This window comes from Brevundimonas sp. LjRoot202 (assembly GCF_964253355.1).
Taxonomy (GTDB): Bacteria; Pseudomonadota; Alphaproteobacteria; order Caulobacterales; family Caulobacteraceae; genus Brevundimonas.
This window is the reverse complement of the sequence record NZ_CAXUQW020000001.1, coordinates 571509-585131: the sequence shown is the minus strand read 5'-3', so window position 1 is coordinate 585131 and position 13623 is coordinate 571509. Positions and strand designations below refer to the sequence as shown.

The following is a 13623-nucleotide window of genomic DNA, read 5'->3' as shown; positions in this document are numbered from 1 at the left end:
GGCGGTTCACCCCGGCGGGACTGTCGTCTCCGACCGGTTGTCCCGAACGGGAGCGGCCCTCACGGCTGGATCGCCATATTGTCGATCAGCCGGGTCTTGCCCAGCCAGGCGGCGGCGAGGATGCGGGCCGGTCCATCGACGGCGCCGGCCTCGAACGCGCCGAGGTCCTCCGCCCGGCGGACGGCGACGTAGTCGACATGGCTGAAGCCCGCCCGCAGCAGCGCCTCGTGGGCTGCGGCCTCGATCCCGGGGAGGGAGCCGCCCGCCGCGGCTTCCACGCCGGCTCCGGCGAGCACGCCGTTCAGCCGCCGGGCGACCTCCAGCTGGTCCTCTGACAGGTAGGCGTTGCGCGACGACAGGGCGAGGCCGTGGTCGTCGCGGATGGTCGGCGAACCGACGATCTCGGTCGGAATGTCCAGATCGCGCACCATTCGTCGAACGACGATCAACTGTTGATAATCCTTCTCGCCGAACACGGCCACCTCCGGCTGAACCTGGTTCAGCAGCTTGGCGACGACGAGAGCGACCCCGCCGAACATCTGCGGCCGGAACGCTCCCTCCAGTCCCTCGGCCGGGGCGCCGACGGATATCGTGGTCGTGGCGCCGTCGGGATACATCTCCTCGACCGCGGGCGCATACATCAGCGCGCAGCCCGCGCCGGCCAGCAGTTCCGCGTCGCGCGCCTCGTTCCGGGGGTAGGAGCCCAGGTCCTCATGGGCCGCGAACTGGGCCGGGTTGACGAAGACGCTGGCGACCACGCGGTCGGCCCGCCGGGCGGCCTCGCGCACCAGGGCCAGGTGACCGTCGTGCAACGCTCCCATGGTCGGAACGAAGCCGATAGTGAACCCCTGACGCTTCCATGCGCTTATTACGGTGCGCAAGGCAGGGACGGCGCGAACAGTGGCCATGAGTGGAGTATCGGCCATGGTGAACGAAACGGCCTTTCGCCTTAAGCATGCTTGTGAACCGCGCTTCAAAGCCCGGCGCGTCAGTATGCCGCTTATGACGCCGAGCCTCATCCTTCGTCCAGTGCTGGCCTGTGTGGCCGCCGCGACCCTGTCCGCCTGCGGCATGGTCGACAGCGATCCGCATCGCTTCGAGTCCATGGCCGAGGCCGTGGCCGCCGTCCCGATCGAGCGCGATCCCACGGCCGCGCCGGTCGAGGCGTCCGCCCGGGGCACGGCGGCCGAGGACGACATGCGCCCTGCCTTGCAGGTGCAGGTGATGGACCCGCACGCCCTCTGGGACGCCCGTGACGGCGGCCTGCGCGCCATGGCCGGGGATCAGGCGCCGCGCCTCGTCGCCGCCGCAGCGCCGGCCGCGGCCGAGGCCGTGGTTCAGAACGTGTCCGCCCGTCTCGACGCCGCCGCCGCGAAAACCGGCCTCCGGCCCGCCCAGCCGCCGCGCCCGAAGGCCTCGTCCAGTGCGAACGCCGTGGTCCAGATCGGCGCCTATTCCAGCGAGGCCGCCGCCCGGGCCGCTTGGGCGCGCCTCGACCTCAAGGACCTGACGCCGGTTTACGAGGCTGTCGAGGTCGATGGACGTCGCCTGACCCGCCTCAAGGTGCGCGCGCCCGCCTCCGGCGCCGCCGCCGTCTGCGCCGCGGCCGGGATCGACGATCCCTGGTGCCACCGCACCGCCTGAGGCGCCGGCGCCTCACATCCACAGTCACGGACCGGCGCTCCGTTGACGGCGGGCCCCGGCCCGGCGATTCTGGCGTCTCAAGGCCGCGCTTCGAGTCGGCGGCCGTCAGAGGCATCGAGAGTCATGGCTGACCCCACGGTCATCGTCGTCGGCAACGAGAAGGGCGGGGCGGGCAAGTCCACCCTCGCCATCCACATCGCCTGCGGCCTGCTCCACGCCGGCAAGACCGTCGCGATCATCGATCTCGATCTGCGCCAGCGCTCCATGGCCAAGTTCTTCGCCAACCGCGCCGCCTGGACGGCCGGCAACGGCCAGCTCCTGCCCATGCCCCTCGAGCCCGACATGGGCGACGGCAAGGCGCTGGCGAGGGCCGACGAGACGGTGCAGATGGCCCGCTTCGACGCCGCCTTCGCCGAGGCGCGCGCCATGGCCGAGGTCATCCTGATCGACACGCCCGGCGGCGACACCCTGCTGTCGCGGACCGCCCACGGCCTCGCCGACCAGATCGTCACCCCGATGAACGACAGCTTCGTCGACTTCGACCTGCTCGGTCAGGTCGATCCGGTCACCCTCGACCTGCTCAAGCCGTCGATCTACTCCGAGAGCGTCTGGGAGGCGCGCAAGCACCGCGCCGTCACCGAAGGCCGCGCCGCCGCCATCGACTGGATCGTGGTGGTCAACCGCATGGCCGTGGCCGCCGCCCGCAACCGCCAGCGCCTCGAGGAGCGGATGGAGAAGCTGGCCCGCCGCGTCGGCTTCCGCATCGGCCCCGGCCTGCGCGACCGGGTCATCTACCGCGAACTGTTCCCGTTCGGCCTGACGGTCGCGGACCTCTCCAACGAGGTGCGCCCTGTGGCCGTGTCTCTGGCCCACGTCGCCGCCCGCCAGGAGCTGCGCAACCTGATGCTGGCGCTCGGCCTCGACGGCGGCCAGCTGGACGCGCCGCTGGACGCGGCGGCGTGAGGTCTTGAGCCTCGTCTGGCTGGCGCTGGCGGCCATCGCCGTCTGGGCGCTGGTCCGGCTGGGGCGCCAGACCGAGCGCCGCGGCCAAGCGGCTGGCTGGCGCGTCGCCGCCACCCTGTTCAGCGCCGTGATGATCGCCGCGGGAGTCCTGCTGGCCGCGCGCGGTTCGTGGCTGCCGGCCGTCGCCTTGGCCGGCGCCGGCCTGTGGCTGACGATCGCCTCGCGTCAAACCGCAGCCGCGCCCCGCACCGAGGCCATGACCCCGGCCGAGGCGCGCTCGCTTCTCGGCGTCTCCGCCGACGCCACGCCGCGGGAAATCAACGCCGCCTGGAAGCGGCTGATGGCCCGCGCCCACCCCGACCAGGGCGGCACCGAAGGCCTTGCCTCCCGCCTGAATGCGGCGAGAGACCGGCTTCTCAAGTCCTGATCAGGCCTTGGCCTTCTTCGCGGCCGGCTTCTTCGGCGCGGCCTTCTTCGCCGCCGGCTTCTTGGGGGCCGCCTTCTTCGCCGGCGCCTTCTTGGCCTTCGGCGCCGCCGCGGCCCGCGCCGCCAGCAGCGGCAGGGCGTCCTCCAGCGTCAGGTCCTCCGGCGCCGTACCCTTGGGCAGGGTGGCGTTGATCTTGCCCGACTTCACATAGGGGCCGAAGCGGCCCGCCATGACGTGGATCGGCTCGCCCGTCTCCGGGTGCGCCCCGAGGTCCTTCAGCGGCGCCGTCGCCGCCCCGCGTCCGGCGAACTTGCCGGCCCGCTTCTCGGCCAGCAGCACCACGGCCCGGTTCAGCCCGATCTCGAACACCTCGTCGATGTCGGCGACGTTGGCGTAGGTCCCGGCGTGCTGCACGAACGGTCCATAGCGGCCCAGGCCCGCCGTGATCGGCTTGCCGTCCTCCGGGTGCGTCCCGACCTCTCGCGGCAGGGCCAGCAGCCGCAGCGCCTGCTCCAGCGACAGCGACGCCGGCGACCAGCCCTTGGGCAAGGACGACCGTTTCGGCTTCTCCTCGCCCGGCGGCGTGGTCTCCACATAGGGACCGAAGCGTCCGATCTTCAGGTTGACCGGCTGGCCGGTCACCGGATCGACACCCAGCTCCCGGTCGCCGCCGTCCGCTCCGCCCTCGGCCGCGTCAGGCGACGCCACCGGTCGGGTGTATTTGCAGTCCGGATAGCGCGAGCAGCCGATGAAGGCGCCGAACCGGCTGGTCTTCAGGCTCAGTTGCCCCTGATGGCAAAGCGGGCATTCGCGCGGGTCCGAGCCGTCTTCCTTCTGCGGGAAGATGTGCGGGCCCAGCGACTCGTTCAGGGCGTCGAGAATGGCCGTGGTGCGCAGTTCGCCGGCGGCCGTCGTGGCCGCGTGGAAGTCGCTCCAGAACTCGCGCAGCAGCACCTTCCAGTTCAGATCGCCCGCCGACACCTCGTCCAGCCGCGTCTCCAGCGCCGCCGTGAAGTCGTACTCGACCCATTTGCGGAAGAACTGTTCGAGGAAGGCCGTGACCAGCCGCCCCTTGTCCTCGGGATAGAAGCGGTTCTTGTCGGTGCGGACGTATTCGCGGTCGCGCAACGTGGTCAGGATCGAGGCGTAGGTCGAAGGCCGTCCGATGCCCAGCTCTTCCAGCTTCTTGACCAGGGTCGCTTCCGAATAGCGCGGCGGCGGCTCGGTGAAATGCTGGTCGGTGCGGATGGCCTCGACCTTCGCGGTCGCGCCTTCCTTCAGCGTGGGCAGGCGGGTGGTGTCGTCCTCGTCGTCGGCGCCGTCTTTCGGCTTGTCGTCGCGGCCCTCTTCATAGACGGCCATGAAGCCGTCGAAGGCGACCACCTGGCCGGTGGCGCGCAGGCCGGTCTGGCCGTCAGGCGTCTCGACCTCGACCGTGGTCCGGTCCAGCCGCGCCGACTCCATCTGGCTCGCGACCATCCGCTTCCAGATCAGTTCGTACAGCCGCGCCAGATCGCTCTCCAGCCGCAGCGTTTCCGGAGCCCGGGTCATGTTGGTCGGCCGGATGGCCTCGTGCGCCTCCTGGGCGTTCTTGACCTTGGTCTTGTAGTAGCGCGGTTGCTCGGGGACGTAGGCGGGGCCGAACCGGTCGCCGATGACCTCGCGCGCCTGGGCGATGCCCTCCGGGCTGACAGACAGGCCGTCGGTCCGCATATAGGTGATCAGGCCGCCCGTATCGTCGACGCCTTCATACAGCTTCTGCGCCGCCTGCATGGTGCGCTGGGCCGTGAAGCCGAGTTTGCGGGACGCTTCCTGCTGCAGCGTCGAGGTGGTGAAGGGCGGGGCGGGCGAGCGCTTGACCGGCTTCTTCTCGATCGCCTTGATCGTGAAAGACCCGGCGTTGATCGCCTCGCGCGCGGCCGTGGCCATGGCTTCCGAGACGATGTCCAGCCGCTGCACCCGCTTGCCGGCGTGCTTGACCAGACGGGTCGTGAACGGCGGGCTGTCGGCGGTCAGGTCAGCCTCGACCGACCAGTACTCCTGCGGCTTGAACCGCTCGATCTCCATCTCGCGATCGACGACGATGCGCAGCGCGACGGACTGCACCCGCCCGGCCGAGCGCGCGCCCGGAAGCTTGCGCCACAGCACCGGCGACAGGGTGAAGCCGACCAGATAGTCCAGCGCCCGGCGGGCCAGGTAGGCCTCGACCAGCTCCATGTCGAGCTGGCGCGGCGCGGCCATGGCCTCGAGCACCGCGCTCTTGGTGATGGCGTTGAAGGTGACCCGTTCGACGTGGGTGTCCTTGAGCGCCTTCTTCTTCGTCAGGATCTCCAGCACGTGCCAGCTGATCGCCTCGCCCTCGCGGTCGGGGTCGGTCGCCAGGATGACGCGGTCGGCCTTTTTGGCCGCTTCGGCGATCTCCGACATCCGCTTGGAGGCGCGGGCGTCGACCTCCCAGCTCATGGCGAAATCGTCGTCAGGCAGCACCGAGCCGTCCTTCGACGGCAGGTCGCGGACGTGACCGTAGGACGCCAGGACGGTGAAGTCCGGGCCCAGGTATTTGTTGATGGTCTTGGCCTTTGCGGGGCTCTCGACGACGACGAGGTTCATGCGGGGAGGGGGCCTTGAAGGGGGCTCGAAAGGGGGCGGAACGTGGTTGGCGCGGGCGTCGCTGTCAATCGGCGTCGGAATTCGGGGCCGGGATCAGAGGGAAACCAGCCCTCCCGGCAGCAGGGTGGCGCGGCCGGCGAGGCTCAGTTCCAGCAGGGCGGCGGCCACTATCCCGACCGGCGCCGACAGAGCCCGGGCCAGTTCGTCACGCGGCGTCGGCGTCGGCGACAGCAGGGCGGCGACCCGTTCGAGGAAGGCGTCGTCCACCTCGTCCGGCGCGTCGGCGAACGGATTGTCGGCGGGCGGCTCGCGCAGGGTGCGCAGGGTGGAGAAGGCGCGCTCCACGTCCTCCACGCCCTCGCACAGGATCGCCCCCTGCCTCAGCAGTTCGTTCGGGCCGCGCGACCTCGGGTCCAGCGGCGAGCCCGGCACGGCGAAGACGTCGCGACCTTGGTCGCCCGCCAGCCGGGCGGTGATCAGCGAGCCGGAGCGTAGTTCGGCCTCGACCACGATGACGCCGCGCGACAGGCCCGAGATGATCCGGTTGCGGCGCGGGAAGTCCTTGGCCTGGGCCCGCGCCCCGACCGGGCTCTCCGAGACGATGCAGCCCTGTTCGGCGATCTGGCGGTACAGGTCGGCGTTGTCGGGCGGATAGACGTCGTCGACGCCGCCGCCCAGCACGGCCACCGTCCCGGTCGGCAGCGCGCCGAGATGGGCCGCGGCGTCGATCCCGCGCGCCAGCCCGGACACCACCACATGCCCGGCCTCGCCCAGCTGCTGCGACAGGCCCCGGGCGATCCGTTGCCCGCCCGCCGAGGCGATCCGCGCCCCGACGACGGCGATGCAAGGCCGTGCCATCAGAGTCGCGTCTCCGAGTGTCCACAGCAGCGGCGGCGGTGGATCCACGGCGGCCAGCAACTCCGGATAGTCGGGATCGCCCAGCACGATCAGTCGCGCTCCGAGCCGGGTCCCCGCCTCGATCTCAGCCTCGATGTCGGTGACGGACGGCAGGTCGTGTCCATGGCCGCCGCCGCGCCGGAGCAGGTCGGGCAGCGCCTCGATGGCGCGGTCGGCGCCGCCGAAACGATCCAGCAGCTGTTTGAAGGTGACCGGACCGATCCGGTCGGTGCGCGCCAGTCGCAGTCGGGCGAACCGCTCCGTCTCCGGTAGCGGCGCCCGGGGCGTCACGCCTTCCCGGCGCCGATACGGGGTTCGGTCCCCTTCAGCAGGCGGGCGATGTTCTGATGGTGTCGCACCCAGATCAGCACGCCCGTGAAGATCGCCAGCGCGAAGATCGGCGCCGGGGCGGGCAGGCCCAGCGCCGCCAGCGGCAGCAGGGCGTAGAGCGGAGCGGCGGCCGAGGAGACCAGCGCCGCCAGCGAGGAAATGCGGAACAGGGCCGCGACGATCAGCCAGGTCGCTCCGGCCAGCAGACCCAGCGGCCACGCCGCGGCGATCAGCAGGCCGAAGAAGGTCGCCACCCCCTTGCCGCCCTTGAACCCCAGCCAGACCGGGAACAGATGGCCCAGGAAGGCCGCGCCCCCCGCAACGGCCGCTATGGCCGGCACGCCGGGAAAAAGGTAGCGCGCCAGCAGCAGCGCCGCCGCCCCTTTGCCGGCGTCGAGCAGCAGGGTGGCGATGGCCAGGTCCTTGCGGCCGGTGCGCAGCACATTGGTCGCGCCGATATTGCCCGAGCCGATGTTGCGCACGTCGCCGGCCCCGGCGGCGCGGGTCAGGATCACCCCGAACGGGATGGAGCCCAGCAGGTATCCACCCGCAGCGGCCAGCGCGAGCGTCCCCAGAGTCGGGCCGACCAGATCCTGCAACTGATTCGCTCCCCTTTAGCGTGCGTCGTGAACGATGCGTCCGCCGACGACGGTGAGCAAGACCTTGCCTTGCAGACGGCGTCCGTCGAACGGCGAGTTCTTCGACTTGGACTTCAGGGCGTCGGCGTCGATCACCACCGGCGCGCCCGGGTCGAACAGCATCAGGTCGGCCGGCGCGCCTTGCGCCAGCACCCCGGCCTCGAGCCCCAGAAGGGTCGCCGGGCCGTGGGTCAGCGGGCGCAACACGTCCAGCAGGTCCAGCCCGTCCTCATGGTGCAGCGACAGCGCCGCGGGCAGCAGGGTCTCGAGACCCACGGCCCCCGGGGTCGCCTCGGCGAACGGGCGGCGCTTGTCCTCCGCCGGGGCCGGCGCGTGGGCCGAGGTGATGGCGTCGATCAGGCCATCGCGCACAGCCTCGATCAGCGCCTGCCGGTCGCTCTCGGGCCGCAGCGGCGGGTCCATCCGGTAGAAGGTCCGGTAGTCGCCGATGTCGATCTCGTTGAAGCACAGGTGGTTGATCGACACCGAGGCTGCGACCTCCAGCCCCTTGGCCCGGGCTCGCGCCAGCGTCTCCAGCGCCCCCTCGGTCGAAATCTGGTCGACCAGGAAGCGCGCCCCGGTCTGTTCGACCAGGGCCAGGTCGCGCTCCAGTTGGATGCGTTCGGCGATGGCGGGGGCCGACGACAGACCCAGCCGCGTGGCCAGTTCGCCCGAGGTCGCCACCGCCCCCTCGTTCAGCCACGGCTCGGCCGGGCGGCAGGAGATCAGGGCGTTGAACGTGGCCGCATAGCTCATCACCCGCTGCAACATTCGGGTGTTGGCGATGACCCGGTCCACGTCGGTGAAATACAGCGCCCCGGCCTCGTCCATCAGGCCGATCTCGGCCATCTTGGCGCCGTCGCGACCCATGGTCGCCGCGCCCGCCGCCCGCACATTGATCAGTCCCAGGGCCGCCCCGCGCCGCTGGATGAATTCGATCATGGCCGGATCGTCGATGGCCGGATCGGTGTCCGGCTGGATGACGATGGTCGTCACCCCGCCCGCCGCCGCCGAAAGCGAGGCCGACTTCAGCGTCTCCTTGGGCTCCGCGCCCGGCTCGCCGGTCTTGACCCGGATGTCGATCAGGCCGGGCGACAGGCACAGGCCCTGTGCGTCGACGGTATCGATCCCCGCCGGCGCTGCGGCTCCGCCGCCATGGATGACCTCGACGATGCGCCCGTCCTCGACCAGCACCGCGCCGGGGCCGTCATAGTCGCTCGCGGGGTCGAGCAGCCGCGCGTTGAGGATCACGATCGCGCTCATGCCCCGGCTCCCTCGCGCCGCGCCGACAGGGCCGCGAGCACCGCCATCCGCGCCGCCACGCCCATCTCGACCTGATCCTGGATCAGCGAGACGGTCAGGTCGTCGGCCACGTCCGAATCGATCTCCACGCCGCGGTTCATCGGCCCCGGGTGCATCACCTTGGCTCCCGGCTTCGCCCAGGCCAGCTTCTCGCGGTCCAGACCCCAGAAGCGGAAATACTCGCGGGTCGAGGGGACCAGCGCCCCTTCCATCCGCTCCAACTGCAGCCGAAGCATCATCACCACGTCGCAGCCGCGCAGTCCCTCGCGCATGTCGTGGAACACCTCGCAGCCCCAGCGGTCGGCGTCGCCGGGCACCAGCGTCGGCGGCCCGATCAGACGCACCCGCGCCCCCATCATCGACAAGAGCGCCACGTTCGACCGCGCCACCCGGCTGTGGGCGATGTCGCCGCAGATCGCCACGCTCAGTCCCCCGACGTCCCCGAAGGCCCGGCGCAGGCTCAGCAGGTCCAGCAGCGCCTGGGTCGGATGCTCGTGGCGTCCGTCGCCGGCGTTGACCACCGCGCAGCCGACCTTCTGCGACAGCAGGGCCGCCGCGCCCGAGGCCGAGTGGCGCACCACCAGCACATCTGGCTTCATGGCGTTCAGCGTCGCCGCCGTGTCGATCAGGGTCTCGCCCTTGGTCACCGACGAGGTGCGGGGCGACAGCGCCGTTACATCGGCGCCCAGCCGCTTGGCCGCGATCTCGAAGGAGGCGCTGGTCCGCGTCGAGCTCTCGAAGAACAGGTTCATGACCGTGCGCCCGCGCATCAGGTCGAGCGACTTCGAGGATTGCCGGTTGAAGTCGACGAAGGCGTCGGCGAGGTCCAGCAGCGGCGGGACCGTCGCGGCGTTCAGATCGCCTGCGGACAGGAAATGGTCGCGGGGGAACGGCGCCAGCCGCTCGTGGATCAGGTCGGTGACGGCGGCGGGCTGGGTCATCGAGGCCCGGCTATAGGGCGGACTCACAGGAAACGGAAGGCCGCGAGCAACAACGGGATGGTGGCGGCGCTGGCGACCGTGGTGAAGGCGACCACGCCGGCCATCAGCGGCGCGTCCCCGCCCATCTGCCGGGCCAGCACATAGGAGGCCGCCGCGCCCGGAGCCGCGCCCGCCAGCAAGGCGATCCCCTGCGCCGTCCGGTCTCCGCCCAGCCAGCCGCAGACGTAGTACATGGCCACCGGCAGCAGCAGCAGTTTGATCGCCGAGATCGCCGCGATCATCACCGGCCGCCCGGCGGCGTAGCGGAAGCTCAGCCCCGCCCCGGCCGTGATCAGCCCGAGCGCGATGGCGCCCGGCCCCATCATGCCGAACACGCCCTCCAGGATCGGATGCGGTTCCAGTCCGCTCAGGTTCAGCAGCGCCCCGACGCCGCAGGCCCAGATGATCGGATTGCGTCCCAGCGAGCGCAGCGCCAGCCGCCATCCGCCGCCCTGGCCCGCGCCCCACTTCGCCAGGGCCAGCACGCAGATGACGTTCAGCGCCGGCGCCAGCACCCCGAACGCCACCGCCGCCGTGCCCAGCCCCGCCTCTCCGAACACCGATCCCGCCACCGGCAGGAAGACGAAGCCGTTCCAGCGGATGACTCCCTGGAACACGCTGGTGAAGCCCGGATCGCTGATCCGGATCACCGGCTTGGCCGCCAGCGTCGCCAGGGCCACCGCGAACGACACGCCGATGGTGCTGAGCGCCACCGGCCCGGCCGTGCCCGCGCTGAAGTCCGCGCCCCACACCGCCGGGATGAGGAAGGCCGGATAGAAGATGAAATAGGTCAGCCGCTCGACCGCCCGCCAGCCGTCATCGGTCAACATGCCCCTCACCTTCAGGCCCCAGCCGAGGGCGATCATGGCGAAGACCGGCACGATGCCGGCGAGCAGTCCGTTCATCGGGCGGCGGCGCCCCTCAGCCGGTCCAGCGCCCCCTGCAGGATCCAGGCGGCGGCGGTCCGGTCGATGACATTGGCGCGGCGCTTGCGGTTGAGGTCCAGGTCTTCGATCAGGAATCGCTCGACCGCGCTGGTCGACAGCCGCTCGTCCTGGAAGGTCACGGGCGTCTCGCGGATGCGCTGCAGGTTGCGCGCGAAGGCCCGGCACGACTGGGCCCGCGGCCCCTCGGTGCCGTCCATGTTCAGCGGCAGCCCGATGACCAGTGCCGACGCCTTGCGTCCATCCATCAGCTTCAGGACGGCGTTGGCGTCGTCGGTGAACTTCGTCTTGCGGATCAGCACCAGCGGACTGGCGATCATCCGGGTGGCGTCCGAGGCCGCCACACCGATGGTCTTTTCGCCGAGGTCCAGTCCCAGCCACGGCGTGCCGGGCGGGGTCGAGGCGGCGAGCTCTTCGAGGGTCATGACGGTCACCGCCTGCCGGTAGGACTGGCGCGTCGCCGTGTCAAAGTGCAAAGCTTCGCCCGCGTTTGACGAGGAGGGTCGTCCGATGAAGCCGCTATTGTTCCTCACCGCCCTGATAGGGCTCGCCGCCTGCGACACCGGGGTCGAAAGCCGCAAGGAGGCCGTGCCGCCCGCCGAGCAGCCCGCGCCGGCCGCCGCCGTGGCGCCGCTGGCCGCCTCCGGTCCCGCCGCCGTGCTCACGCCCGAGACCGACGCCGCCGTGCAGGAGGCCGCCGCCGTGGTCCGGCTCGACGAACTGGCGGGGCAGGGGCCCGTCGCCGCCAAACTGTTCGCCACCGCCGGCGGCGACCCGGCGATGAACGGCCTCTACACCCACATCGCCTTCTTCCAGGACCCGGCCGAGGGCTGGCGCGTGTTCCGCATCGGCGACGTCCTCGACTACCGCATCCTGTCCGAGCGCGCCGGCCGGGTCGATCTCGAGCTCCGCGAGAGCGTCATGGACGAGGCGACGACGACCATCGGCGATCGCACCCGCCGCGTCATCGTCGGCTGGCCCATCGCCGCCGACGGCTCCGCCCCGACCGAAGTGACGGTCACCCCCGCGCAATAGCCGCCCCGCGACGTCTGAATCCTTGTGAAACCGGGGCCGGGCCGCTAATCCCGCCGGTTCTGGTTTGGCAATTGGAGGGCCGCATGGCCATCGACGCCGCGACCGTGCGCCGCGTGGCGCACCTCGCCCGCATCAAGACCCCCGAGGACCGGCTCGAACCGCTCGCGGCCGAGCTGAACGGCATCCTCGCCTGGATCGAGCAGCTCAACGAGGTCGACGTCGACGGCGTCGAGCCGATGACCTCCAATGTCCACCAGCCGATGCGCCTGCGCGACGACGTGGTCACCGACGGCGGCAAGGTCGGCGACGTGCTGTCCAACGCCCCGAAATCCGCCGACGGCTTCTTCGTGGTCCCGAAGGTGGTCGAGTAAGCCATGTCCGACCTGACCAGACTCACCCTCAAGGCCGCCCTCGATGGCCTCAAGGCGAAATCCTTCTCTTCCGAAGAGATCACCCGCGCCTTCGTCGCCAACATCGACGCCGCCAATCCGCGCCTGAACGCCTACGTCGTCCAGACCACGGACAAGGCGCTGGACATGGCCCGCGCCGCCGACGCCCGCATCGCGAAAGGCGAGGGCGGCCCGCTGGAAGGCGCGCCGCTGGGCATCAAGGACCTGTTCTGCACCGACGGCGTCCAGACCACCGCCGGCTCCAACATGCTGAAGGGCTTCGTCCCGCCCTATGAGTCCACCGTCACCGCCAATCTGTGGCGCGACGGCGCGGTCATGCTCGGCAAGCTGAACATGGACGAGTTCGCCATGGGCTCGTCCAACGAGACCAGCGCCTTCGGCCCCGTGGTCAACCCGTGGAAGTCCAGCGCCTCCAACGCCGACCTGACCCCGGGCGGCAGTTCGGGCGGTTCGGCCTCGGCCGTCGCCGGCGACCTCTGCCTCGCCGCCACCGCCTCGGACACCGGCGGCTCGATCCGCCAGCCCGCCGCCTTCACCGGCACGGTCGGGGTCAAGCCGACCTACGGCCGCGCCAGCCGCTTCGGCATGGTCGCCTTCGCCAGCTCGCTGGACCAGGCCGGCCCGATCACCAAGACCGTCGAGGACGCCGCCATCCTGCTGCGTTCGATGTGCTCCTTCGATCCCAAGGACTCGACCAGCCTCGACGTCGAGACGCCGGACTGGACGCAATCGCTCGGCAAAGGCGTCAAGGGCCTGCGCATCGGCGTGCCGAAGGAATACGTCGTCGACGGCATGCCCGCCGAAATCCAGGCGCTGTGGGATCAGGGCGTCCAGTGGCTCAAGGCCGCCGGGGCCGAGATCGTCGAGATCAGCCTGCCGCACACCAAATACGCCCTGCCGGCCTATTACATCATCGCCCCGGCCGAGGCCTCGTCCAACTTGGCCCGCTACGACGGCATGCGCTTCGGCCATCGCGCGACGGATGCGAAATCGCTGACCGACCTCTACGAGACCAGCCGGGCCGAGGGCTTCGGCAAGGAGGTCCAGCGCCGCCTGACCATCGGCGCCTACGTCCTGTCGGCCGGATTCTACGACGCCTATTACGTCCGCGCGCTCAAGGTCCGCCGCCGCATCGCCATGGATTTCGACGCCGTCTGGGACAAGGTCGACGCCATCCTGACGCCGTCGACGCCGTCGGCCGCCTTCGCCCTCGGCGACAAGCAGATCGACCCGCTGCAGATGTACCTGAACGACATCTTCACCGTCACCGCCAACCTCGCCGGCCTGCCGGGCATCTCGGTGCCCGCCGGCGTCGACAGCGGTGGCCTGCCGCTGGGCCTTCAAGTCATCGGCAAGGCGCTGGACGAGGCGACCGTGTTCCAGGTCGCCAGCGCGCTGGAAGACGCAGCGGGCTTCACGGCCAAGCCTGAGAAGTGGTGGTGA

The 13623-nt window shown here is 70.8% G+C and carries 14 protein-coding genes; 6 read left to right on the top strand and 8 right to left on the bottom strand.

What is annotated here, in order from left to right:
- Positions 1-59: 59 nt before the first annotated feature.
- Positions 60-908, bottom strand: a complete 849-nt coding sequence (gene panC, locus ACSQ1L_RS03230) for a pantoate--beta-alanine ligase (protein ID WP_435991875.1) — start codon at positions 906-908, stop codon at positions 60-62.
- A 94-nt stretch (positions 909-1002) separates the two neighbouring features.
- On the opposite strand from panC, the gene ACSQ1L_RS03225 reads away from it, so the two are divergent.
- The 3 genes from ACSQ1L_RS03225 (at position 1003) to ACSQ1L_RS03215 (ending at position 3034) form a co-directional block, all read left to right on the top strand.
- The gene (locus ACSQ1L_RS03225) at positions 1003-1644 is read left to right on the top strand and encodes an SPOR domain-containing protein (protein ID WP_435991873.1); all 642 of its coding nucleotides are present in this window, start codon (positions 1003-1005) and stop codon (positions 1642-1644) included.
- A 123-nt stretch (positions 1645-1767) separates the two neighbouring features.
- Entirely contained in the window at positions 1768-2607 is an 840-nt protein-coding gene (locus ACSQ1L_RS03220) for a division plane positioning ATPase MipZ (RefSeq protein WP_435991871.1), read from the top strand.
- Between the two features lie 4 nt (positions 2608-2611).
- Entirely contained in the window at positions 2612-3034 is a 423-nt protein-coding gene (locus ACSQ1L_RS03215) for a molecular chaperone DnaJ (protein ID WP_435991869.1), read from the top strand.
- Here ACSQ1L_RS03215 and topA read toward each other — a convergent pair whose 3' ends face one another.
- The 7 genes from topA to ruvX form a co-directional block, all read right to left on the bottom strand.
- On the bottom strand, positions 3035-5644 hold the full coding sequence (topA, locus tag ACSQ1L_RS03210; RefSeq protein ID WP_435991867.1) for a type I DNA topoisomerase: 2610 nt from the start codon (positions 5642-5644) through the stop codon (positions 3035-3037).
- A 93-nt stretch (positions 5645-5737) separates the two neighbouring features.
- Complete coding sequence (gene dprA, locus ACSQ1L_RS03205; protein ID WP_435991865.1) at positions 5738-6832, bottom strand: DNA-processing protein DprA; 1095 nt, start codon at positions 6830-6832, stop codon at positions 5738-5740.
- Positions 6829-7470, bottom strand: a complete 642-nt coding sequence (plsY, locus tag ACSQ1L_RS03200) for a glycerol-3-phosphate 1-O-acyltransferase PlsY (RefSeq protein WP_435991863.1) — start codon at positions 7468-7470, stop codon at positions 6829-6831. Before plsY ends, dprA begins: the two co-directional genes overlap by 4 nt.
- A gap of 15 nt (positions 7471-7485) precedes the next feature.
- A complete protein-coding gene (gene pyrC, locus ACSQ1L_RS03195) occupies positions 7486-8772 on the bottom strand; it encodes a dihydroorotase (protein WP_435991861.1) in 1287 nt (428 codons plus the stop codon).
- On the bottom strand, positions 8769-9752 hold the full coding sequence (locus ACSQ1L_RS03190; RefSeq protein WP_435991859.1) for an aspartate carbamoyltransferase catalytic subunit: 984 nt from the start codon (positions 9750-9752) through the stop codon (positions 8769-8771). Before ACSQ1L_RS03190 ends, pyrC begins: the two co-directional genes overlap by 4 nt.
- Before the next feature lie 23 nt (positions 9753-9775).
- A complete protein-coding gene (locus ACSQ1L_RS03185) occupies positions 9776-10696 on the bottom strand; it encodes an AEC family transporter (protein ID WP_435991857.1) in 921 nt (306 codons plus the stop codon).
- Entirely contained in the window at positions 10693-11169 is a 477-nt protein-coding gene (gene ruvX / locus ACSQ1L_RS03180; protein WP_435992507.1) for a Holliday junction resolvase RuvX, read from the bottom strand. Before ruvX ends, ACSQ1L_RS03185 begins: the two co-directional genes overlap by 4 nt.
- 76 nt (positions 11170-11245) lie before the next feature.
- Between ruvX and ACSQ1L_RS03175 the strand changes: the two genes are divergently transcribed.
- From ACSQ1L_RS03175 to gatA, 3 genes are all read left to right on the top strand, one after another.
- Complete coding sequence (locus ACSQ1L_RS03175; RefSeq protein ID WP_435991855.1) at positions 11246-11770, top strand: hypothetical protein; 525 nt, start codon at positions 11246-11248, stop codon at positions 11768-11770.
- A gap of 83 nt (positions 11771-11853) precedes the next feature.
- A complete protein-coding gene (gatC, locus tag ACSQ1L_RS03170) occupies positions 11854-12141 on the top strand; it encodes an Asp-tRNA(Asn)/Glu-tRNA(Gln) amidotransferase subunit GatC (RefSeq protein ID WP_435991853.1) in 288 nt (95 codons plus the stop codon).
- Positions 12142-12144: 3 nt separating this feature from the next.
- Positions 12145-13623, top strand: coding sequence for an Asp-tRNA(Asn)/Glu-tRNA(Gln) amidotransferase subunit GatA (gene gatA / locus ACSQ1L_RS03165; RefSeq protein ID WP_435991851.1), 1479 nt, complete (start codon positions 12145-12147; stop codon positions 13621-13623).

Bases quoted from the DNA above. Each gene is read 5' to 3' on its own strand.
- panC (WP_435991875.1), bottom strand. From the start codon at position 908: ATGGCCACTGTTCGCGCCGTCCCTGCCTTGCGCACCGTAATAAGCGCA.
- ACSQ1L_RS03225 (WP_435991873.1), top strand. From the start codon at position 1,003: ATGACGCCGAGCCTCATCCTTCGTCCAGTGCTGGCCTGTGTGGCCGCC.
- ACSQ1L_RS03220 (WP_435991871.1), top strand. From the start codon at position 1,768: ATGGCTGACCCCACGGTCATCGTCGTCGGCAACGAGAAGGGCGGGGCG.
- topA (WP_435991867.1), bottom strand. From the start codon at position 5,644: ATGAACCTCGTCGTCGTCGAGAGCCCCGCAAAGGCCAAGACCATCAAC.
- pyrC (WP_435991861.1), bottom strand. From the start codon at position 8,772: ATGAGCGCGATCGTGATCCTCAACGCGCGGCTGCTCGACCCCGCGAGC.
- ACSQ1L_RS03190 (WP_435991859.1), bottom strand. From the start codon at position 9,752: ATGACCCAGCCCGCCGCCGTCACCGACCTGATCCACGAGCGGCTGGCG.
- ACSQ1L_RS03185 (WP_435991857.1), bottom strand. From the start codon at position 10,696: ATGAACGGACTGCTCGCCGGCATCGTGCCGGTCTTCGCCATGATCGCC.
- ACSQ1L_RS03175 (WP_435991855.1), top strand. From the start codon at position 11,246: ATGAAGCCGCTATTGTTCCTCACCGCCCTGATAGGGCTCGCCGCCTGC.
- gatC (WP_435991853.1), top strand. From the start codon at position 11,854: ATGGCCATCGACGCCGCGACCGTGCGCCGCGTGGCGCACCTCGCCCGC.
- gatA (WP_435991851.1), top strand. From the start codon at position 12,145: ATGTCCGACCTGACCAGACTCACCCTCAAGGCCGCCCTCGATGGCCTC.